The following is a 20588-nucleotide window of genomic DNA, read 5'->3' on the forward strand; positions in this document are numbered from 1 at the left end:
CGATCCATCGGGGTCAACTCTCCCCAGTTCAACGCCGGAAAGCCTACGCAGGTGGCGGAGCAGAACCCAGCGGTGCGGCCTGCTCGGCGGGTCGGCGTACACCGGCGGCGGCTGCGGCCCGGGGACCAGGGGTCACAGGAGCCGCTTGCGCCCCCAGAGGATCACGAACGTGGCGACGGCGGCGGTGACCGCGAGCATGACGCCGGCTCCGAGCCACTGCATCGTGTCCATCTGCGTGACGGGGAGGTAGTCCAGGGACCAGCCGATGACGTGCTTGGACTCCAGGCAGGCGGTGTGCGCCCGGTCGTCCTCGATCCGGTCGAGACAGGTGGTCCAGTCCAGGCGGTCACCGGAGCTGGTGAGGAAGTAGGTGCCCTGCCCCAGCTGCTCGGCCTCGGTGGGCAGCTCCGGCGGTGCCGCACCGGGCCCGACGCCCTTGTCGGTGGTGAGCGACATGACATGCCCCAGACTCCGCCAGAGCTCGTCCCAGACGAAGCCGATCGCCACGACGATGCCCAGCGTGACCACCATCGACACCAGCGTGCGGCGCAGGATCAGGCCGGCTGCCACACCCACCGTGAACGTGAGCAGGGCGTAGGCCACCGGTGTGACCCCCGTGACACTGAAGAAGGAGGTCCAGATGAGTCCGCTGGACAAGCCCTTGACCGGGTGCCACCACCAGGTGAGGACGGCGCTGAGCACGCCGGTGGACAGGGCGAGCATCACGGCGGGAACGGCCAGTTTCGTGATGAGCCACCGCAGTCGGCTGACGGACTGCGAGGTCACCAGTTTGGCCGTGCCGCTCTCCAGGTCGCCGGCGATGAGCGGGGCCCCGAGGAAGACACCGGCCAGGACGGGGACGTAGCCGAGGTAGTTCCCGATGCTGAACAGACGCTGGGCGTGCGCCTCGAACTCGGGCGGCAGGCCGCCGGCCCTCCGCGAGGTCGGGTCCTGGGTGGCCAGGTAGTCCATCATCTGCCCGCGCAGGTGAACCATGACGACCACGCCGAGGAGAGTGACGGCGATGAGCGTCCAGAACGCGGCGCGGTGCTGGCGCCAGACCAGCCAGACCGGCCCGCCCAGCCGGGGGATCCAGTGGTTGCGTGCTGACCGGGTGGGCGTTGTGCGGGCCGGGTCGTGAGTGAGCGTGGTCATGCGGTCACAGCCTTCGTACGGTCGTGGGTGATGATGTCGTGGATGTCGCCGACGCGGGCGCTGGGGGCGATCAGGGAAGGCGCGTCGGGTGACCGCAGGTAGGCGAGCAGGAGCTCCTCCAGGGTGGGCGGCTCGGCGGCCGGACTGCCGTTCCCGACCGGTCCGCCGAGGCGCACCAGGACGCCCGGTCGGCCCTCGTTGTGAGGCTCGACGACCCGGTGCGCCGCGAGGGCGGGGGAGGTGCTGCCTCCCGGGGCGTCGATCAGGGCGTGAGCGGCGCGTAGTTCGTCCACCTCGCCGGCGAGGCGCAGCCCCCCGTTCGCGATGACGAGGAGGTAGTCGCAGATGTGCTCCAGCTCGGCAAGCATGTGCGAGGAGACCAGCACCGTGGTGCCGTGCTGGGCGGCCTCCGCCGTCAGGGTGGCCATGAGCTCGCGGCGGACCAGCGGGTCCAGATCGGCCATCGGCTCGTCGAGGATGAGCAGGTCAGGGCGCTTCCCGAAAGCCAGGGCGAAGGCGACGCGGGTGCGCTGCCCCCCGGACAGTGTGCCGACCTTCGCCTTCAGCGGCACCTGGCCGGCGCGGACGATGCCCTCGGCGACCTCCTGGTCCCAGCAGGGGTTGAGCTCGTGGCCCAGTCGCAGGGTCTCCGCGACGGTGAAGCGCCGGAACAACGGCTTCTCCTGGGTCAGGAACGCGGTCCTCAGGACGGCCTCCGCCGACCCCGGCGCCGCGCCGAACACCCGCAGGGCGCCGGTCGTCGGCCGGATCATGTGGGTGGCCAGGCCCATCAGTGTGCTCTTGCCGGCGCCGTTCGGACCGACCAGGCCGCACACCCGCCCGGCAGGCAGCTGGAAGGAGACGTCCCGCAGCGCCCAGCCGCGCCGGTACTGCTTGCCGAGCCCATGGGCCTCGATCGCAGCCGCGCCGACGGGCCGCCCGAACCCCGGCCCGCTTCCGTGGTGCACCTCTGCGTGGTTCATGTGACTCCTGTGCGTGTGGGAGGGTCGGCTATGACACGCCGCCCCGGTGGACACCACTCTTCTCCGCCGTGGCCTGCGGCGGATCAGGCAAAAGACAGATCATGCGCGGCCGACTCCGACTTTCGGCCGGTCGGCGGGAGGACGGTGAGAGAGATGCCGGCGAGGTTGGCCGCACCCACAGCCACACGGGCCAAGGACCATCCGCAGCTGCTTGTCACGGTCCGGCTGGTTCTGGTCGTGGCCCTGACCGGCCTCGTCGTGATGGACTGGGTGGGCGGCGATTTCTACCGGATCGGGGGACCCGGTGACTCGGTGCTGGGCACCGTCAAGCTGGGGGGCGCCCTGCTGGCCATCGCTCTGGTCGTCGCTTCGCCCCGCCTCGGCAGCAGGGCGCTGCCGGCGGCCGGCTGCACGCTGGCGGTGATGTCGCTGTGTCTCTCGGTGTCGCTGCACCTGGAGATGAGGGTCGGGGCGGAGGCGCTGGGATACGCCGAACCGGCGGCTCTGGTGTGGATCCTGCTGGTCGTCGCCCGGCGCGGGGCGCCCTCGTGGGCGGCGGTGGCCCTCCCCGTGCTCCTCATGGCGATCGTGCTGCGGCCGGTATCGGTCTCGGTTCGGCAGTCCACCACCATCTTCGCGCTGCTCTTCGCGCTGGCAGCGGTGACGGCACTGGGCGTCGGCCTGGGTATGCGCCTGCTCCTGGCGGACCGGCGACGGCAGGCCGCGGCCCTCAGGCTGGAGCAGCGGACGGAGTTCGCCAGGGATCTGCACGACTTCGTCGCCCACCACGTGACCGGCATCGTCGTCCAGGCACAGGGTGCCCACGCGATCGCGGACCGGCGGCCCGAACTGGTGCCGCCGGCGCTGCGGAGAATCGAGCAGGCGGGCTCCGAGGCGCTGACGTCCATGCGGCACATGGTGGGGATGCTGCGCGACGCCGACGGGGAAGTGGCGCTGACGCCGCTGGCGGGCATCGGCGAAGTGCGTTCCCTGGTGGAGGAGTTCTCGGCCGTCGGAGGCGCCCGGGCGCGGCTCGAAGTGGAAGGGACCTTCGACGACCTGCCGGTGGAGGTGACCACCACCGCGCACCGTGTGGTGATGGAGGCCCTCACCAACGTACGCAAGCACGCCCATGGCTGCACCGAGGTGCGGGTGCGTGTGGACCGCTCGGGAGAACGGCTCACCGTGCGGGTCAGCGACGACGGGCGCCCGCGCCAGGTCTCCCGGAGCGGCTTCGGGCTGAAGGGCCTGGCCGAGCGGGTGGGCCTGATCGGCGGACGTGTCCAGGCGGGCCCGGTGACAGCGGGCGGCTGGGGCGTCGAGGCGACGCTTCCCGTGTCCACGGCGGAGGTGGCGGCCCGATGACGATCCGTGTGCTGATCGCCGACGACCAGGCGATGGTCCGTGCGGGGTTCGCGATGATCCTCGCCGCGGAGGACGACATCGACGTCGTGGCGGAGGCCTCGGACGGGGTGTTCGCGGTGGAGCTCGCCGAGCGCCACCGGCCCGACGTGGTGCTGATGGACATCCGCATGCCCCGCATGGACGGTCTGGAGGCGTTGCGCAGGCTGACCCGCCCAGGCACCGTGGACCCGCCGAAGGTCGTCGTGGTCACGACGTTCGACGACGACGAGTACGTCCAGCGGGCCCTGGGCGAAGGCGCCTCCGGGTTCCTGATCAAGGACTCGGGCCCTGCCCTGCTCGTCGAGGCCATCAGGGCGGCCGCTTCCGGCGAGGCGCTGGTGAGCCCGGCCATCACCGTACGGTTGCTGCGGCGCCTCAACAGCGCGACGCCCGCGCACCGGGAGCCGCACACCGCGCTCTCCGCACGGGAGAAGGACCTGGTGCGTCTGGTGGCCAGAGGACTGACCAACGCCGAGATCGCCGTCGAGCTGTCCATCTCGGTGGGCACGGTGAAGACGCACCTCGCCAACGTCCAGATCAAGCTGTCCGCCCGCAACCGTGTGGAGATCGCCGCGTGGGCCTGGGAATCCGGTCTGGTCGACGGTCGGCAGTGAGCTGGGCATGCCAAGTCGGGGCCGTTGGTGGCCGTGTTGGCCAGAGTAAAGGGGAGTGGTGAAGAGGTCTAGACCCCATACGTCTTACCTCTTGGCTCCCGACGCCGCACCATCCATGAGAGCAAGGGCAATTGATGGTCTAGACCATGCTTGGAGAGCTCATGGGAAGAAACCTGAAGGCCGCCACGGTGCTCGGGGTGTGCTTCGCACTCGCAAGCACCCTGGCGCTCGACGCATTCCCGGCCGCCGCCGACGAGACCACCCCCCGCGCTGCCGCAGCCGTGCCGTCGGTCTCCCCGGCCCCGCAGTCCCTCGCCCGGGCAGGCGCGGACGCCGTCGTGACGGGCCGGGTGCTCGTCGTCGCGGACAAGGACACGGACGCCGCCGCCCGCGACCGCCTCGTCCGCGAACTGAAGGCACACGGCGCCCACCGGGTGGACATCGTCGCTCCCGGAAAGGTTCCCGGGGCCGCCGCCGGACTGCTCACCGTACGGCTGGGCCCGGCCGCACGCTCCGACATCGCGGCGGGACTCGCCGACACGGCGGTTCCCGACCACGCGGAGGGCTACGCGCTGCGCGTCTCACGCACCGGAGCGGGCTCCCGGATCACCCTCGGCGGCAAGGACGGCGCCGGCCAGTTCTACGCCGTGCAGACCCTGCGCCAGCTGTTCGTCCGCTCCGGACACCACGGCTGGAAGGTGTCCGGTGTACGCGTCAGCGACTTCCCGTCGATGCCGCTACGGGGCACCATCGAGGGCTTCTACGGCCAGCCCTGGACCCCCGCCGAACGCCTCGACCAGATGGACTTCTACGGGGACGTCAAGGCGAACACGTACATCTACGCGCCCAAGGACGACCCCTACCACCGGGGTGAATGGCGCGAACCCTATCCGGCCGACAAGCTGGCGGAGCTGGGCGAGCTGGTGGAACGGGCCACGGCGAACCACGTCCGCTTCACCTTCGCCGTCTCCCCCGGGGAGTCGATCTGCTACTCCGACCCCGCCGACCGCAAGGCGCTCAAGGACAAGCTCCAGGCGCTGTACGACCTCGGGACCCGCGCCTTCTCCCTCCCGCTCGACGACATCGACTACGCCGCCTGGAACTGCGAGGGCGACCGGGAGGCGTACGGAGAGCCGGGCAGGGGAGCGGCCGGAAAGGCCCAGGTCGACCTGCTCAACGACGTACAGCGCGACTTCATCGCCACCCACGAGGGCACATGGCCCCTGCAGATGGTGCCCACCGAGTACTCCGACCTCTCGGAAACGGCCTACAAGAAGGCGATACGGGACACGCTGGACCCCGCGGTCGAGGTGATGTGGACCGGCGTGGGCGTCGTGCCGGAACGGATCACCAACGCTCAGGCGGAGCAGGCGGCGACGGCCTTCGGCCGCAAGGTCTTCGTGTGGGACAACTACCCGGTCAACGACTTCGGCAACACCGGCGGACGGCTGCTGCTCGCACCGTACGACAAGCGGGAGGCGGGCCTGTCCGAGCACATCTCCGGCATCGTGGCCAACCCCATGAACCAGCCGTACGCGAGCAAGGTCGCCGTCTTCGGGGCCGCCGACTTCACCTGGAACGACCGGGCGTACGACGCGGAGAGGAACTGGCGTGACGCCATGTCCTATCTCGCGGGCGGCAACCGCGAGGCCACCGAGGCCCTGCTCGTCCTCGGCGACCTCGAACACATGGCCCCGACCTTCGGCGCCACTCCCTGGCAGCCCCAGGCGCCCGAACTCGCCCGGCGCACGGCGGAGTTCTGGAGGACATGGGACGAGGGCGACCGTGCCGGCGCCGTCAAGGCCCTGCGCACCTACGCCCATGCCGTCGAGCGGTCCCCGGCCACGATCCGCGGCGGATCCGTGGAAGAGGGTTTCACCGTCGACGCGGCACCCTGGCTGGACGCGACCGAGCTGTGGGGCAAGGCGATGGTGACGATGCTCGACGCACTCCAGGCCCGGCAGGCAGGGGACGAGGAGACCTCCGCCCGGCTGCTGGCCGAGTCCGACGAGCTCCAGCAGCGGGCCCGCGCCGTGCGGGTCGACCCGCCGCGCAACTCCTGGGGAAAGGTCCAGCCCAAGGTCGGCGACGGGGTGCTCGACACCTTCCTCGTCCAGGCCGGTGTCCGGCTGCAGCTCTGGGGCTCCGCCGGAGGCGGGGAGAACCTGGCCCTGAAGGGCACGGCATCCGCGTCCGGCGTGGAGCAGGACCTCGACCGGCTGGCGCCCGGACATGTGAACGACGGGCTGATGGGCACCCGTTGGGCATCCGACTACTCGGACGACGCATGGGTGCAGATCGAGCTCGCCGCCCCGGCGAAGGTCGCCGCGGTGACCCTCGCCTGGGAGAGCGCCTGTGCGACGGAGTACACCGTCCAGACCTCCCAGGACGGGAAGGAGTGGAAGACCGCGTCCACGCGGCGCCCGGACGCCTGCGGCAACGACGTCGTCCGGCTCGCCGCCGACGAGACCGTGCGGTACGTCCGCATGCAGGGGGTCGAGCGGAAGACGACCTGGGGCTACTCGGTCCACGAGATGGGCGTCTACGGAGCCACCGCTTCCTGACGGCCGATGACACCGAGGGCGGGCGGTTGCGCGGCAGCCGTCCGCCCTCACCGGTCGTGGCGCCCCCGCGGTCCTCTGACCGGCGGTAGCCGCTCCAGGCACCAGGCGACGGCGGCCCAGCCGTGTCGTTCCGGTGACTTCGCGCGGAACGGCACCATCGGGCTTCGTCGACCCCCTTCAACCGTTCCGAACCGGGGCGTTGTCCGTCGCGGTCCGGCGGGTGCGAGTTGTGGACCGTACCGGCCGTCCCGCGCTCACCCGCTGGAGTGGGAGCCCGATCCGGACGAAAGCCCCTGGCCGAGCGGCTCGAAGGGGCCCGGGGGCTCGCCCGTCCAGCGGTGCAGGCGGATCTCGCCCTCCTGCCCGACGACACCGTCCTGCTCCACGGCCCGGCCCTGTGCGACGTAGTAGCGGCCGTCGCCCAGAGCGTCGAACCCGTAGCTGCCGTGGAACTCCCAGCCGCGGATGCCGGTCGGCTCGTCGCGCAGGCCGGCCTCGCGGAGGGTGAGGAGCTTGCCGGTCTCCCGTGCGGGCTGGCCCTCGATCTCTCCGCGTACCGGCTCGACGGAGCCGTCGACCGTGAAGAACGAGTAGTTCGGGAACCCCTCCTTCCTGCCCTTGTAGACCGCCATGATCCAGTTCCTGGTGTACGGGTCGTACTGGAGGTTCTGCACGCCGTAGGTGGTGTTGCCGGTGCGGACGAAGAACTTGCCGTCGTGGCGGCGGGGGCCGCTGTGGTGCGGCGCGTCCTGGGAGAGCGGCCGCGCGTACCTGCCCCAGATGCTGATGTCGTACTGCAGGATCACCTGGTGGTCGTTGTCTGTCCTGCCGGTGTGGGAGTAGACGCCGTACGCGACCTTCAGCGTCTGCCTTCCGCCCCGCTTGCCGAACTCGGGGCCGAACGACACCCCGTCGATGCCGCTGCACCCGTAGCGGTGGTCGGGGGTGTCGGCGGTGTCGCCGTCGAAGACGCCGTTGCCGTCCATGTCGGCGGTGAAGTCCTCGGCCACCTCGTCGAGATGGACCGCGGTCATGACGCCGTCCCGCTCCGCGTTCATTCCGACCCGGTCGATCTTCCGGGCGTCGAACACGGCGATGTAGAAGGATTCCGCCGACTTGTACTCGAGCGATCCGTAAACCCTGCCGTCCCGGTCGTCGACGTCGATGTCCCCGAGGTGGCCGGTGAGCCCCTCGACGGTCCCGAGGACCTTGCCGGCGAGGTCGGTCCTGACCAGCTGCTGGGTGAACGACCAGTAGACGGAGTCGCGCTCGCGGTCCACGGTCACGCCCTGCAGATGGCTGGTCGGCCACGTGCCCCCGTAGACGTAGGACGGCAGTCCGGGCGGCCGGGCGGCGCCGTCGCTCCCGGCGGCGATGCCGGGGGAGGGAGCGGCGAGGAGGAGGGCCGGGACACTGATCCCGGCGACGAGCACGGTTCGGAACATCCGGAGCCTGTGGCGCACGCGGTTTCCTTTCCAGGGGAACGTGAGACTTGCTCCAACTCCCTTCGTACGTCCGTCATGACCAGGTCCGCAGCACCTCCGGATTCGCGCAGTGCGCGGGGGCGCGGCCGGCCAGGAAGCGGGCGACCTCGCCGGCCACGAGGGCGGACGCGTTGTGGGCGGTCTGCTTGCTGGCGCCCGCCAGATGCGGGGTCATGACGACGTTGGCGGTACGCCGGAGCCGGGAGCCGGACGGCAGCGGCTCCTGCGGATAGACGTCGAAGGCCGCGCCGAAGAGGCGGCCCTCGTCCAGGGCGTCGCAGACGGCGTCGTAGTCGAGCAGGGAGCCTCGGGCGCAGTTGACGAGTACGCCGCCGGGCGGCATGAGCCCGATCAGCTCACGGGAGAGCAGACCCTCGGTCTTCGGGGTGGCCCGGGCGTGCACGGTGACGAAGGACGAGCGGCGCATCAGCTCGGGGAGGCCCACCCGCTCCGCCGGCCCCAGGCCGGCGTCGTCGGCGTACGGATCGGCGACCAGGACGCGCGCGCCGAAACCCTGGACGATCCGGGCCACCCGGGACCCGATGGCGCCGTATCCCACGATGCCGACCGTGCTGCCCTCCAGTTCGGGTCCGACGCTGTCGTAGCGGTAGTAGTCACCCCGCCAGACGCCCGCCGTGAGGTCCTGATGAACGGCGGGCACGCGGCGGGTGGCGGCCAGCATCAGGGCGACCGTGTGCTCGGCCGTGGCGGTGGCGTTGCGGCCGGGGGCGAAGGTGACCGCGACACCGTGCCGGGTGGCCGCCGCGAGATTGGCGTTGACCGGGCCGCCCCGGCCGACGCAGAAGAGACGGAGCCCTGGGCTCGCTCCGAGGACCCGCTCCGTCAGCGGTGCCATCTGGGTGACACAGATGTCCACCCCGTCCAGGGCCTCGATGAGCTGGTCCTCCGTGCCGGATGCCTCGTGGACCTCGGCCACCGCCCCGAAGGGCTCCACGGGCCAGGGCAGGGTGAGTTCACGGAAGGTGGCCTCGGGTGCGACCGGCCTGAGGTGGCCGGTGAGGAGGGAGTTGCGGACGAAGTGGTCGCCGGCCGCGAGGATGGTGGTCACTCGGATACTCCCGGGGTCACGTGCTGGTTCAGCGCCAGCAGCGAGGGTGTGCCGTCTCGGAGGATCAGTTCGTTCAACGCGCAGTTGGCCAGGTACGGGAAGACGCGGCGGTAGTCCCGGAGCGGGATGCCGAGCAGCCGGCAGAGGACGAGCCGGATGGCGGTCGAGTGGGCCACGACGAGGACACGGCCCTCCTGGTGACCGGCGCGCAGACCGGCGAGGAAGCCGGCACAGCGTTCACCGACGGCGACGGGGTCCTCCCCCTCCGGGAAGTGGCTCCCCACCGGGTCGGCCTCGAACGCCTTCAGCGCACCGGGCAGGCGCTCGCGCATCTCGGCACGGGTCAGCCCCTCGGCGATGCCGAAATCGAGCTCACGCAGCCGAGGTTCGAGATTCAGCGGCAGACCGGCGCGGGCCGCGCTCCCCTCCGCGGTCTGCCGGCAGCGCCGCATCGGTGAGGACCACACCGCCGTGAGATCAGCCCGGCCCGCCCAGGAGGCGAGCCCGGCGGCCTGGGCACGGCCGTGCTCGGAGAGATCGATGTCGGAGATCCCGGCGTAGCGGTTCTCGGCGTGCCAGACGCTCTCCCCGTGACGTACGAGGAAGACATGGAGGCTCATGATGCGGTCCCTTCTCGTGCGTGTGCCGCGACGGTCTCGGGCAGCCAGCCGCGCTGGACCAGCAGACCGAGCAGCCGGACATAGCCCTCGTCATGCGCGGACCGGTCCGAGGCCCGCGGCTCAAGCACCCGGTCGGGCCGCACCATCGCGGCGGCCGCACCGTCCAGACCGCCCGCGCACCCACAGGCGGAGGCGGCGAGAACAGCCATGCCGAGGGCGGGCTGGGCATGGCGGGGCAGTGACACGGGCCGGCGCAGCACATCGGCGCGGAGCTGGTTCCACACCGGGTTACGGGTCGCGCCGCCGGTGAGGACGACGGCTCCGTCGGTGGGGGCGCCGAGCAGGTCCACGTAATCGAAGCAGAGGCGTTCGAGATACGCGACGCCCTGCATCAGCGCGGCGAAGTCCTCGGCGCGGCCCGCCGCCTCCCGGCTGCGGAACGCCACCGCGTCCGGAGCGACGAAGGGGAACCGCTCCCCGGGTGAGACCAGTGGATAGCGCAGCAGCCCGGTGGGCAGCAGAGGCCCCGCCTCGGCGGTCAGCAGGTCAAGTCCGACGCCGGGGAACTCCCGGGGGATCAGGCCCGCGCCGGTACTGGAAGCCCCGCCGGGCAGCCAGTGGCCGGAGGGCGAGCGGTGGGAGTAGACGACACCGGCCGGGTCGTGCAGCAGTTCCTCGGTGACACCCTTGAGCACGAGCGTGGTGCCCAGGACCGAATTCCAGCTGCCCACCGCGGTCGCCCCGGAGCCCAGCTGGGCCGCACAGCCGTCCGTCATCCCGGCGACCACGGGAGTCCCCGGGACGAGTCCGCACTCCGCCGCGGCGCCGGCGCAGATCTCGCCGATCACGGTGCCGGGCAGCACCAGCCCGGGCAGCACCCCGGTGGGGATCGCCAGCGCGGCGAAGACCTTCTCCGGCCAGGACACCGCCGCGGCGTCGGCCCCGGACTTGAGGGCGTTGCTGGTGTCCGTGGGCACCTCGTGCCCGACGAGCCTGCGGTTGACCACGTCGTTCTGGTGCGCGAGGCGCCAGCCGTCCGCGACCGCGTGCGGATAGCGGTCGAGCAGCCAGCGGAGCTTGGGAAGCCCCCAGGAGCGCTGCATCCGCCGGTAGCCGGCCTTGGCCCACTGCTCCTCGCCGAGCGCGTTGACCTGCTCCGCCTCCACGGTCGCGCGGCCGTCGTCGTACATGAGGCCGGGGGCGACGCACCTGCCGTGCCGGTCGGTCAGCGTGACGGTTCCGGAGGTCGCGTCGACGGCCACCGCCCGGACGCGGCGCGGGTCGGCGCCCGCCGCGCAGGTCTGCACCACGGCCGAGCAGACCGCGCGCCACCACTGCTCCGGGTCCTGTTCATGGCGTTCGCCCCGCCGGTTGCTGGTCAGCGGCGAGGACCCCGACCCGAGCAGTCGGCCGTCCGAGGTCACGGCGACCGCGCGGACCCCCTGGGTGCCCAGGTCGACGCCCAGCCAGACGTCCTGGCCGGCGCCGCTCACGCGCCCGCTCCACCGACGATGCCCGCGCTGTCGCGCCCGAGCGCCCAGATCGGCCGGTGCAGCTCGCGCAGCTGGACGAACTCCTCGTAACGGGCACGCACGGACCTGCCCTTGGCCGGGTCCGGCTCGCAGGTCGCGGAGATCCGCACGTGCCCGGCCGTCGCCGTCGCGAAGTCCGGCTCACGGCCGGTGGCGACCATGCCGGTCAGCCAAGCGCCTCGGGCGCCGGTCTCCGCGTCGGCGGGGATCGCCACGGGCAGGCCGGTGACATCCGCGATCAGCCGCGTCCAGTACGCGCTCCGGGCACCGCCCCCGCTGAGGGTCAACACCTCCGGAGCGGCCGCTGAGGCGGCCAGACAGTCGCGGATGGCCATCGTGGCGCCCTCCACCACCGCGCGGGCCACGTCCTCCCGGCCGCTGTCCAGGGACAGGCCGGACAGGGAACCGCGAGCTCCCGGGTCGAAGAACGGGGCGCGCTCCCCGGCCGAGGACACATAGGGGAGGAACCGCACTCCGGCCGTGTCCTCGGCGCCCCGCTCGGCCAGTGCCATCAGATCCGCGACCGAGTCGAGCCCGAGCAGCCGTGCGCCCCAGTGCAGCATGTCGCCGCCGCTCATCGTGGGGAAGGCGCGCAGATAGTGCCCGGGGACGCCCAGGGTGACGGTGATACCCACCGGCTCGTCGGTGAGCACACAGCGGGCCGAGTCGGTGACGATCTCGGTGGACAGGGTGGTGCCGAGCACGGTGCAGGCCCGGCCGGTGCTGACGGCGCCGGACCCGATCGCGGTTGCGCAGATGTCGTAGGGGGCCAGCACCACCGGGATGCCCTCGGGCAGTCCGGTCCCCGCGGCGGCGGCGCCGCTGAGCGCGGTCACACGGTGGTCGTCGTCCCGCAGCTCGGGCAGGAGCTCGCGGGCCCACTCCACGCCGTACAACTCGAACAGCCGGTCGGACCAGGTGCGTCGCCCGATGTCCAGGAAGGGCGCCGACGCCTCCGACTCGTCCACGGCCGCCTCCCCGGTGAGCTTCAGGAAGAGCCAGCCGCCGCAGGTCAGCAGGTGGCGGGAGCGGCGCGTCCGGTCCGGGTCGTGCTCCCGCATCCAGGCCAGCACGGCGTTGGGCATACCGGTGGACAGCCGGGAGCCGCAGATTCTGAAGGCCTGCTCCAGGGTGCCGTCGCGCTCCCATCCCGTGACCAGGTCGGCTGCCCGGCCGTCGTTCCACAGCACGGCGGGCCCGGTGGGCCGGCCCCTGTCGTCGACGAGCCACGCCCCGTCGCCCTGACCGGTGACGGCGACCATGTCGGGCGGCTCCGGCAGCGCGGCCACGACCTCGCGGACGGCGGACACGACCGCCTCCCAGACCTGGCCCATGTCCTGCTCCGCCAGACCGGGCCGGGGCCGCAGCACCCGCGCCGGCCGGTGACCGGCCGTCAGCTCCGTCCCGTCCGGGCCGTATCCGACCACCTTGACCGTGGTGGTGCCCGCGTCGATGGCCAGCGACGTCATGCCTCAGCCCCTTCCGTGTGCCTGCCGCGAACGGCGGGCGGCGGAGTCCAGGGCGACGGCGACCAGCAGCACGCAGCCCGTGATGATGAAGCGGTACGAGGAATCGAGATTGAGCAGGGTCAGCCCGCTGGAGATCGACTGGATGACGAGCACCCCGAGCAGGGCGGCGAACGCGGAGCCGCGGCCGCCGAAGAGGCTGGTCCCGCCGATCACCGCCGCGGCGATGGCGTTCAGGTTCACGTCCGCCGTGCCGGTGCTCTGGTTGGCCGCCGCGAGACGGGCGGCGGCCAGCACCCCGCCGGTCGCGGCGAGTGTGGAACACATGACGAACGTCGCGGTGTACACCCCGCGTACGTCGATACCGGCCCTGCGGGCGGCCTCCGCGTTGCCGCCCACCGCGTACAGGGACCGGCCGAACCCGGTCCGGGTGAGGACGTAGTGCAGGACCAGGACCAAGGCGGTGAAGAGCACGAACATCCACGGCACGCCACGGGTGCGGTTCAGGTAGTACGCGGCGAACAGCAGGGCCGCCGCCAGGGCCAGAGCCTGCACCGCCAGCCACCGCGGCGAGACGGACGACAGCCCGGCACGGCGGCGGCTGCGCGACCGGGCCAGGCCGACGGCGAGGAAACCGCCTGCGGCCAGGAGCATGAGGGCGTAGGCCAGCGCGTCGGGGACGAACCACACCTGGGCGAACTTCACCAGGGCGGAGTCGTACGGCAGATTGATGGCGTTCTGGCCGCGCAGCAGCCAGAGCTGGGTGCCGAGGAAGGCGAGCAGGCCGCCGAGGGTGACGACGAAGCTGGGCACGCCGAAGCGGTTGAGCACCTGCCCGTAGACCCAGCCGATCAGCGCGCCGACGCCGGCCGCGACCAGGACCGCCAGCCACACCGACTGCTCGTGCCGGACCATCACCACACCCGTGGTGGCGGCGGCCACCCCGCTCACCGAGCCGACCGAGAGATCGATCTGGCCGACCAGCAGGACGCACACGATTCCGAGCGCGATCACGCCCAGGGACACCATGTCGAAGGACAGGTTCACCAGATTGGTGCTGGACAGGAAGGTCCGGTTCAGCGACTGGAAGATCGTCCAGATCACCACGACACCGGCGACGACCGGCAGCATGCCCAGGTCGCCGGCCCGGGCCCGGCGGACCGTGCCGCGGACGCTGTCCCGGAAACCGTGCCGTGCCGCCGGAGGCCCGTCCTGCGGGTCGGTGGCCGCCGCCACCGGAGAACCGAGTGAGGTCACGGCTGTCCCTCCTCTTCCCTGGGGGCGACCGCGCGGCGCGCGGCACGCTGCGAAACGGCATTGTCGGTGGCGCCGGTGATCGCGGCGACGACCTCCTCGGAGGAGACCTCCCGCGCGTCGAACACCCCGTTGTCGCGCCCGAGCCGCAGCACCGCCACCCGGTCGGCGACCGCCCTGACGTCCTCCATGTTGTGGCTGATCATGACGACGCCGAGCCCCTTGTCCCTCAGCCGCTCGATGAGGTTGAGCACCTCCGCGGTCTGCGCGACACCGAGGGCGGCCGTCGGTTCGTCGAGCAGGACGACCTCCGGACGGCCGAGCAGAGCCCGGGCGATCGCCACCGTCTGCCGCTGACCGCCGGACAGAGCGGCCACCGGGACGTCGAGCGTGGGAATCCTGGCCCTCAGCTCACGCAGCAGCTCCCAGGACCGCTTCTCCATGGCGACGTCGTCCAGCATCCAGGGCCGCAGCTCCTGACCGAGGAACAGGTTCGCCTTCACATCGAGGTTCTCGCACAGCGCCAGGTCCTGGTAGACCGTCGCGATGCCCAGCGCGTGGGCGGCGCCCGGGGAGTCGAACGAGACCTCGCTGCCGTGGAAGGAGACCGTCCCCGCGTCGGGCGCGTACACCCCGGAGAGGATCTTCACGAGCGTGGACTTGCCGGCGCCGTTGTCCCCGACCACGGCGACCACCTCACCCGCCGCCACGTCGAGATCGATGCCGCTGAGCGCGGCGACCGCGCCGAACTGCTTGCTCACACCCCGCAGCGACAGCACGGCCGTCCCTTCGGCTCCCCGGCCCGCCCCAGGCGAACCGGAGGCCGCGTGGATCGCGGAACTCGTCATGGATACCCCCTCTCGCTCCGGCTCAGGACCCCGCTACTCGATGCCCAGACGCCGGCAGGCGTCGGCGTACACGCGGGTGCAGACATCCGCGGGCTCGAGCACCCCGCCGGGGCCGAAGACGACCTCCTTGACGTTCTCCCGCGTCACCACCGTCGGTTCGAAGAGCTGCGAAGGCGTGTCGAAGAGCGTCGAGTCCCCCTTGGGAGTCTCACCCTCCATCAGCTGGTGGGCGGCCTCCGCCGCAGCCTCCGCGACCGTCTTGATGGGCTTGGAGATGGTGTTGTACTGGTCACCCGAGATGACGCGCTGGACCGCCGCCAGCTCCGCGTCGTTGCCCGTGACCGGAGGGACCTTCACCTCGGCGCCCTTGAAGGCCGCGATCACCCCGCCCCCGGTGCCGTCGTTGGCGGCGACCACACCCGCGATCCGGCCGGGGTACTGGGCGATCTGCCCGCTCGCCCACTGCTGCGCCTTCTCCGGTGACCAGTCCGGCGTGTCGTACTCGGCGAGCAGTTCGAATCCGCTGTCGTCGATCGCCTTGTGGACGCCCTTCTTGATCAGCCCTGCGGCGGCGTCGGTCGGAGAACCGTTGACCTGGAGCAGTCCGCCCTTCGCTCCCGTCTCCTCGAGGCGGCCGACCAGCGACCTGCCGATGGATTCACCGATCGCCTCGTTGTCGAACGAGACATAGAAATCCGCGGCCTTCTTGGTCACCGGGCGGTCGTAGGCGATCACCTTGACGCCCTGGGAATGCGCCGTCTGCACGATGGTGGACGCGGAATCGGAGTCGACCGGGTCCAGCACGATGACTTCGGCACCCTGCGCCATCGCCGAGTTGGCCTGCTGCTGCTGCAACGAGGCGTCGCTGTCGGCGTTCTGATAGATGACCTCGCATTCCTGGCAGAGCGCCCCCATGCGCTTCTTGAAGAGGGGGGCGTCGTACTGCTCGTACCGGGTGGAGGCGAGGTCGGGCATCAGGAACGCGACCTTGCCCGGGCCGCTGCCGCCGGGGCCGGCTGTGCCGCCGGGCTCCTCCGCGCACGATACGAGCGCGCCCATGGCGAGGATGCCGGTGAGAGCGAGACGTGCCGGTCTTCTCATGTTCCACTCCCTGCGCATCGACACTGAAGGCAACGCTCAGGAAACTCAGATGTTTCATTTGTGTCAACGGACCGCAGTAATTGAACAATTGCTGTGCCGTATCCCCGGCATTCGATGTTCGTTCGGAGTTCGGGGCCCGGCACGCGGGACGCGGACCCCGTCCGACAGCCCGCGTTCAGCAACGGGGGCTCCAGCGGCTGCAGGAGATGTGCACTTCACAGAAAAGGAACAGGAGCGTCTGTGGGAGCAGAGGACCGGCAACCGGCCGACATGAGCGGAAGGAAACCCCGCGAGCGGAGGGAGCGGATCAAAGCCCGCGTCGTGGACAGGGGTTTCGTCCGGATCGAGCAACTGGCGGACGAGCTGGGCGTGACGGCCATGACCATCCGCCGGGACCTCGACCACCTCCAGGACCGGGGCTGGCTGAGAAAGGTCCGCGGGGGCGCGACCGCGCAGCCCTCGACCGCCTTCCACGGCGACGTGCGCCACCGTGCCCGCGCCATGACGACGGCCAAGGAGGCCATCGCCCGCGCCGCCCTGCCTCTGGTCAAGCCCGGCCAGGCGGTCGTCATCGACGACAGTACGACGGCTCTGGCGCTCACCCGGCTCCTGGACCGGCACGCCCCGTTGACCGTCATCACCAACTTCGGTCCCGTCACCCAGACGCTGGCCGGCAGCCCGGGCATCGAGCTCATCTCCCTGGGCGGCACCTACTACCCCGCTTACGACGCCTTCCTCGGACTGCGCACGGTGGACGCCGTGTCCAGTCTCAGCGCCGATCTGCTCTTCGCCTCCACGACCGCCATCACCCGGGGCCACTGCTACCACCAGTCGCAGGAGACGGTGGCGGTGAAGCGAGCTCTGATGGATGCGTGCGCGCGCAAGATCCTGCTGGTCGACCACACGAAGTTCCGCCGGCGAGGGCTCTACCAGCTCGCCCCCGTGACCGCCTTCGACCTCGTCGTCGTCGATTCGGGCATCCCGGCCTTCGACCTCGACGCCCTCCAGGCGGACGGCGTCGAGGTACTCGTGGCCCGTCCGGAAAGGCCGTAGCCGACGCGACGCGACGCGACCCGACCCGACCCGACCCGACCCGACGTGGCGTCCGCGGCCCGGTCCTGGTACGGCGGCGGGGCCGGCCGAGATCGGAGAAACGGCGGTGACAGGGCGCCTGGACCTCAGAGCCGGCCCTGTGCTGCCGCCTCTCCTTGGGGACCGCCGGTGAAGAAGTCGATGAAGCTGGTGGGGGCGTTGTCACCGAGACAGATGCGGTGGACGCGTGGCTCCGGTCCACGTCATGGAGGTAGGTCTCGACGAACGTTGTACCTGTAGGCGGGCATGGCGTCCGAGAGCAGCGGCCGGACCCTGGACCAGGCACCGTCGGCGCCGACGAGGAGGCCGGTGGTGAGGGTGGTGCCGTCGGCGAAGGTCACTTCGGTATGCCCGCCGGACGCGGCGCGTTCGGGGACGTGCCGCATCCGTGAGCCGGCTGCGCGAGGACGTGGCGAGTGGGAGCCCGGGAGGGGCTTGTCGTGGAAGCCCCTCCCGCTGAGGGGGAGGAGGCGGGCAGACCCGGGACGGGGCCGCCGCTCTCCCGGCCTCGCTCCACTCGATGGGTCAGGCGCCGACGTTGACGTCGATGCAGGCGTAGAACGCGTTGTCGGTGTCTGCCACGTTCCACACGGCGAGCACCTTCTGCTGCCCGGTGAGGCCGCCGAAGTCGACCGCGTGGTTCACCACGGCGCCGGGCTTGGCGCCACCGTCGTCGAACAGGGCGATCTGCTGACCGCCGACGTAGTACTCCCAGGTGCTGGTGGAGTGCTGAGCGGTGAGCTTCCAGGAGAACGTCGCGTTCTTCGGGACCGGGGTGACGGCCCAGCCCTTGCTGTCGTCGTCCAGCTCCGCGAAGCGGCTGTTCCCTCCGCTGCAGCTGGTCAGGCCCTTCGGCCCTTCGACGCTCTGCGGCTCGTACGTGATGTCACCGCAGGACACCGTCCCCGCGGCGCACTGCGCCTGCCGGCTCGGCGGATCCGAGATGTAGCCGTGGGCGCTCGCCGAACCGGCGGGCAGACTGATCGCGATGACGGGAGCCAGGGCCGCACCGATCAGTGCGGCTGTCTTCCTGCTGGCGTGCATACGTAACTCCTTCACATCAGGCCGCACCAGGGCATGAGCGGTCATGTGTGGGGATGACCGCACGGGCCGGCACGGCCTCTGGGTGGGGGGCCAAGAGGCGCGAAGGTCACGCGCACTCACCGTCCTCGTCGGCGTGCAAAGACACCGGCAAGGCTCAACTCCTGAAGCGGAGCGGCGAGTTCTGTTGGACTAGACCATACAAGCGGGCGTGTTCGTGTCAAGCCTCCGTCCCGGCATTCGCCGGGTGTCTGCGGAGGTGCCGAGCAGTTCGAGTTCGATGGCTGAGTAGAACGACTCCGCGAGCGCGCTGTCCTGGCACCGGCCGGTGCGGCCGACCGGCAGCCGGACTCCGGACCGGGCAGTTCGAGCGGCCAATCGCCGGCTGGGCGCCGAGCCCGGCGCGTGCGTCGATGTCGGCCTGCTTCGAAGCGGATCAAGCCCACGTTGCCATGGGATCTTCCCAGCGGGCTCCGCCCGGACCATAGTCGGATCATGAGCCATTCATCGGATGCGCCGCCGGCTTCCCCCGGGCGAACGGCACCACCACCTACACGCTTATTCGGAACACACGAGGTCGCCGCCGCGTTACTCACCGCGACGGTCGCAGTCCTCGTCTCTCTCGTCGCCTTCGGTAACATCACGGACTTCGGCACGAACCGGGACTTCGTGCGTCATGTGCTGGCGATGGACACCACGTTCCAGGACAAGGACCTGATGTGGCGAGCGGTCACCTCGCGCACCCTCCAGGACGCGGCGTACGTCGCGATCATCGCCTGGGAGACCGTGGCCGCTCTTGTCCTGCTCGCCGGCACCTGGCTCTGGGCCCGCCGGAGGCCGAGGGCCCGGCAGATCTCCACCGTCGGCCTGGTGATGGTGCTGCTTCTGTTCGGTATGGGGTTCCTCGCGATCGGCGGCGAGTGGTTCGCGATGTGGCAGTCGGACGACTGGAACGGCCTGGAGGCGGCCACGCGCAATGTGGTCCTCAGCGGATTTGCTCTGCTGGTGGTGCTGGGGGCCGGCCGGCGGGACCGTGGCGCACCCGCTCCGTGACCTCCACGGCAGCCACAGTGGAACCGCCTGTGGCGAGGGGCCAGGTGTCTTGGCTGTACTCGGTGGGCGACGGCAAGCTGGACACCAAGTAGCCGGGAGGGGGCTGAGACTACTCCGGCTGGGGTCGGCGCGCATCGAATCGCCGCGTCGTCGAGGTGGTCGCCGCAGCCCCTCGCGGTGAGCCGTCCCGAGGGCGTGTGGAGGCTCGCCTCGACGACGTGGTCGAAACCGTCGCTGCCCTCGTCCGCTGATCTTCGAGGACATGCACACCGACCGCAACGGTGTGGTCGAAGGCGGTGCCGCCAGGAGTCGGCAGCAGGCTGGCCGAACGTCCATCCCAGAGCCCCGTGCCCGTCACACAACACCTTGCGTTCGAAGATGCGCGGTGATCAGGTGCTGGTCGCCCCGTCGCGCGCCGCCACCGCGTCGGCCCCCTTCTGCACGAGGCCCATCACCGCCGGGACCTTCTTCGCGACTCCGGTCCGTTCCGCCACTCCATGGGCGGCTGTGCCTGTCCGCTCGCCGGCGGTGCCGGCGGTGAGAACGGTGTCGGTCAGTGCCGGGGCGAGATTGTCGGCCTGGGCAGTGGGGGCCGCGGCCAGCAGGAAGCATCCGGCCGTTGCGACAGAGAAGATTCGGCATACGTTCATGGCCGGTACAACGCGCCACCCGCCCGCAGGGCACGCCTTCGGGGTGCGGCTGCGACTCCACGACGAGGCGGCTCCCTGAGGCTGGGTGAGTGGCGGGCCGCTTTCCGTTGTGGCAGGGCGGCGGTGGAGGAGCCGTGGTCACCGTCACGGGAGGCGTCGGGTGACGGTGATCACCAGAGCTCGTGAGGGGAGCGCTGTGTACACCTGTGGGGGTCGCGTCTTCGCTGTCGCCGACGGCGACGAGTGGGTCGACAAGAGCTGCAGCGGCACCTTCGACTCCACCCTGGTGACGCCCTCCTGGCCGGTCCGGGGCGGCTCGACGGCGGTGCTGCGTTACACCACGTACTACCGTCAGGAAGCCCCGCAGAAGGGCGAGGTCCTCGTTTTCCACGACGGCGGAACTCCCGTAGTCGTGAAGACGTACACCGCCGACACCTCGTCGAGGACCGAGAGCATCACGCTCCAGGTGCCGGCGGGAGCGACCACCGCGCGTATCCGTTTCCGCTACACCGGGGGAAACAACTGGTTCTGGACCGTCGACGCCGTGTCCCTCACGGCCTCCTGATCACGGGGACCCGCGTGGTGTGCCCCTACCGCCCGACGCGGGGCTTCGCCTCTTCAGCGCCCGGTGGCCGGGCCGGGTCCCGGCCGGTAAACC

18 protein-coding genes and 1 pseudogene are annotated in these 20588 nt (G+C 71.0%); 6 read left to right on the plus strand and 13 right to left on the minus strand.

Going from position 1 to position 20588, the window contains the following annotated elements; genetic code table 11:
* Window positions 1-132: 132 nt before the first annotated feature.
* Together ACZ32T_RS20970 and ACZ32T_RS20975 are read right to left on the minus strand one after the other, a co-directional pair.
* Window positions 133-1155: an ABC transporter permease gene (locus ACZ32T_RS20970; RefSeq protein ID WP_467368259.1), complete on the minus strand. Its 1023-nt coding sequence runs from the start codon at window positions 1153-1155 to the stop codon at window positions 133-135.
* Window positions 1152-2138, minus strand: a complete 987-nt coding sequence (locus tag ACZ32T_RS20975; RefSeq protein ID WP_467267136.1) for an ABC transporter ATP-binding protein — start codon at window positions 2136-2138, stop codon at window positions 1152-1154. The genes ACZ32T_RS20970 and ACZ32T_RS20975 overlap by 4 nt, the downstream gene beginning before the upstream one ends.
* 165 nt (window positions 2139-2303) lie before the next feature.
* Here ACZ32T_RS20975 and ACZ32T_RS20980 point away from each other — a divergent pair, with 165 nt between their 5' ends.
* From ACZ32T_RS20980 to ACZ32T_RS20990, 3 genes are all read left to right on the plus strand, one after another.
* Window positions 2304-3503, plus strand: a complete 1200-nt coding sequence (locus ACZ32T_RS20980) for a sensor histidine kinase (RefSeq protein WP_467267138.1) — start codon at window positions 2304-2306, stop codon at window positions 3501-3503.
* Window positions 3500-4156 (plus strand): response regulator, encoded by a 657-nt coding sequence (locus ACZ32T_RS20985; protein ID WP_467267140.1) that lies wholly within the window; start codon window positions 3500-3502, stop codon window positions 4154-4156. The genes ACZ32T_RS20980 and ACZ32T_RS20985 overlap by 4 nt, the downstream gene beginning before the upstream one ends.
* 161 nt (window positions 4157-4317) lie before the next feature.
* Window positions 4318-6720: a beta-N-acetylglucosaminidase domain-containing protein gene (locus ACZ32T_RS20990; protein WP_467368261.1), complete on the plus strand. Its 2403-nt coding sequence runs from the start codon at window positions 4318-4320 to the stop codon at window positions 6718-6720.
* Between the two features lie 254 nt (window positions 6721-6974).
* Here ACZ32T_RS20990 and ACZ32T_RS20995 read toward each other — a convergent pair whose 3' ends face one another.
* The 8 genes from ACZ32T_RS20995 to ACZ32T_RS21030 form a co-directional block, all read right to left on the minus strand.
* A complete protein-coding gene (locus ACZ32T_RS20995; RefSeq protein WP_467368554.1) occupies window positions 6975-8165 on the minus strand; it encodes a hypothetical protein in 1191 nt (396 codons plus the stop codon).
* Between the two features lie 73 nt (window positions 8166-8238).
* Window positions 8239-9273 carry a 2-hydroxyacid dehydrogenase gene (locus tag ACZ32T_RS21000; RefSeq protein WP_467368263.1) on the minus strand — a complete coding sequence of 345 codons (1035 nt, stop codon included), beginning with the start codon at window positions 9271-9273 and terminating at the stop codon, window positions 8239-8241.
* On the minus strand, window positions 9270-9893 hold the full coding sequence (locus ACZ32T_RS21005; RefSeq protein ID WP_467368265.1) for a histidine phosphatase family protein: 624 nt from the start codon (window positions 9891-9893) through the stop codon (window positions 9270-9272). The genes ACZ32T_RS21000 and ACZ32T_RS21005 overlap by 4 nt, the downstream gene beginning before the upstream one ends.
* On the minus strand, window positions 9890-11386 hold the full coding sequence (locus tag ACZ32T_RS21010) for an FGGY-family carbohydrate kinase (protein ID WP_467368267.1): 1497 nt from the start codon (window positions 11384-11386) through the stop codon (window positions 9890-9892). The genes ACZ32T_RS21005 and ACZ32T_RS21010 overlap by 4 nt, the downstream gene beginning before the upstream one ends.
* Window positions 11383-12894: an FGGY family carbohydrate kinase gene (locus tag ACZ32T_RS21015; protein WP_467368269.1), complete on the minus strand. Its 1512-nt coding sequence runs from the start codon at window positions 12892-12894 to the stop codon at window positions 11383-11385. The genes ACZ32T_RS21010 and ACZ32T_RS21015 overlap by 4 nt, the downstream gene beginning before the upstream one ends.
* Before the next feature lie 3 nt (window positions 12895-12897).
* The gene (locus ACZ32T_RS21020; RefSeq protein ID WP_467368271.1) at window positions 12898-14148 is read right to left on the minus strand and encodes a sugar ABC transporter permease; all 1251 of its coding nucleotides are present in this window, start codon (window positions 14146-14148) and stop codon (window positions 12898-12900) included.
* Window positions 14145-14993, minus strand: a complete 849-nt coding sequence (locus ACZ32T_RS21025; RefSeq protein ID WP_467267153.1) for an ATP-binding cassette domain-containing protein — start codon at window positions 14991-14993, stop codon at window positions 14145-14147. Before ACZ32T_RS21025 ends, ACZ32T_RS21020 begins: the two co-directional genes overlap by 4 nt.
* Before the next feature lie 33 nt (window positions 14994-15026).
* Complete coding sequence (locus ACZ32T_RS21030) at window positions 15027-16094, minus strand: ABC transporter substrate-binding protein (protein WP_467368273.1); 1068 nt, start codon at window positions 16092-16094, stop codon at window positions 15027-15029.
* Window positions 16095-16364: 270 nt separating this feature from the next.
* Here ACZ32T_RS21030 and ACZ32T_RS21035 point away from each other — a divergent pair, with 270 nt between their 5' ends.
* Window positions 16365-17147 (plus strand): DeoR/GlpR family DNA-binding transcription regulator, encoded by a 783-nt coding sequence (locus ACZ32T_RS21035; protein WP_467368275.1) that lies wholly within the window; start codon window positions 16365-16367, stop codon window positions 17145-17147.
* 208 nt (window positions 17148-17355) lie between these two features.
* Here the strand turns inward: ACZ32T_RS21035 and ACZ32T_RS21040 are convergent.
* A pseudogene (locus ACZ32T_RS21040) lies at window positions 17356-17554 on the minus strand (FAD-dependent monooxygenase); the annotation flags it as partial.
* Between the two features lie 157 nt (window positions 17555-17711).
* Window positions 17712-18230 carry a lytic polysaccharide monooxygenase auxiliary activity family 9 protein gene (locus ACZ32T_RS21045; RefSeq protein ID WP_467368277.1) on the minus strand — a complete coding sequence of 173 codons (519 nt, stop codon included), beginning with the start codon at window positions 18228-18230 and terminating at the stop codon, window positions 17712-17714.
* 492 nt (window positions 18231-18722) lie between these two features.
* Here ACZ32T_RS21045 and ACZ32T_RS21050 point away from each other — a divergent pair, with 492 nt between their 5' ends.
* Window positions 18723-19280: a DUF2165 domain-containing protein gene (locus ACZ32T_RS21050; RefSeq protein ID WP_467267158.1), complete on the plus strand. Its 558-nt coding sequence runs from the start codon at window positions 18723-18725 to the stop codon at window positions 19278-19280.
* Between the two features lie 389 nt (window positions 19281-19669).
* On the opposite strand, the gene ACZ32T_RS21055 is transcribed toward ACZ32T_RS21050, so the two are convergent.
* Entirely contained in the window at window positions 19670-19930 is a 261-nt protein-coding gene (locus tag ACZ32T_RS21055; RefSeq protein WP_467267160.1) for a hypothetical protein, read from the minus strand.
* Between the two features lie 196 nt (window positions 19931-20126).
* Between ACZ32T_RS21055 and ACZ32T_RS21060 the strand changes: the two genes are divergently transcribed.
* Window positions 20127-20495, plus strand: coding sequence for a hypothetical protein (locus ACZ32T_RS21060; RefSeq protein ID WP_467368279.1), 369 nt, complete (start codon window positions 20127-20129; stop codon window positions 20493-20495).
* Window positions 20496-20588: the final 93 nt, after the last annotated feature.

The sequence above is a fragment of the Streptomyces sp. NPDC023573 genome (assembly GCF_055559735.1).

Bases quoted from the DNA above. Each gene is read 5' to 3' on its own strand.
- ACZ32T_RS20970 (WP_467368259.1), bottom strand. From the start codon at position 1,155: ATGACCACGCTCACTCACGACCCGGCCCGCACAACGCCCACCCGGTCA.
- ACZ32T_RS20975 (WP_467267136.1), bottom strand. From the start codon at position 2,138: ATGAACCACGCAGAGGTGCACCACGGAAGCGGGCCGGGGTTCGGGCGG.
- ACZ32T_RS20985 (WP_467267140.1), top strand. From the start codon at position 3,500: ATGACGATCCGTGTGCTGATCGCCGACGACCAGGCGATGGTCCGTGCG.
- ACZ32T_RS20990 (WP_467368261.1), top strand. From the start codon at position 4,318: ATGGGAAGAAACCTGAAGGCCGCCACGGTGCTCGGGGTGTGCTTCGCA.
- ACZ32T_RS20995 (WP_467368554.1), bottom strand. From the start codon at position 8,165: ATGTTCCGAACCGTGCTCGTCGCCGGGATCAGTGTCCCGGCCCTCCTC.
- ACZ32T_RS21005 (WP_467368265.1), bottom strand. From the start codon at position 9,893: ATGAGCCTCCATGTCTTCCTCGTACGTCACGGGGAGAGCGTCTGGCAC.
- ACZ32T_RS21015 (WP_467368269.1), bottom strand. From the start codon at position 12,894: ATGACGTCGCTGGCCATCGACGCGGGCACCACCACGGTCAAGGTGGTC.
- ACZ32T_RS21025 (WP_467267153.1), bottom strand. From the start codon at position 14,993: ATGACGAGTTCCGCGATCCACGCGGCCTCCGGTTCGCCTGGGGCGGGC.
- ACZ32T_RS21030 (WP_467368273.1), bottom strand. From the start codon at position 16,094: ATGAGAAGACCGGCACGTCTCGCTCTCACCGGCATCCTCGCCATGGGC.
- ACZ32T_RS21035 (WP_467368275.1), top strand. From the start codon at position 16,365: ATGAGCGGAAGGAAACCCCGCGAGCGGAGGGAGCGGATCAAAGCCCGC.
- ACZ32T_RS21045 (WP_467368277.1), bottom strand. From the start codon at position 18,230: ATGCACGCCAGCAGGAAGACAGCCGCACTGATCGGTGCGGCCCTGGCT.
- ACZ32T_RS21050 (WP_467267158.1), top strand. From the start codon at position 18,723: ATGAGCCATTCATCGGATGCGCCGCCGGCTTCCCCCGGGCGAACGGCA.
- ACZ32T_RS21055 (WP_467267160.1), bottom strand. From the start codon at position 19,930: ATGAACGTATGCCGAATCTTCTCTGTCGCAACGGCCGGATGCTTCCTG.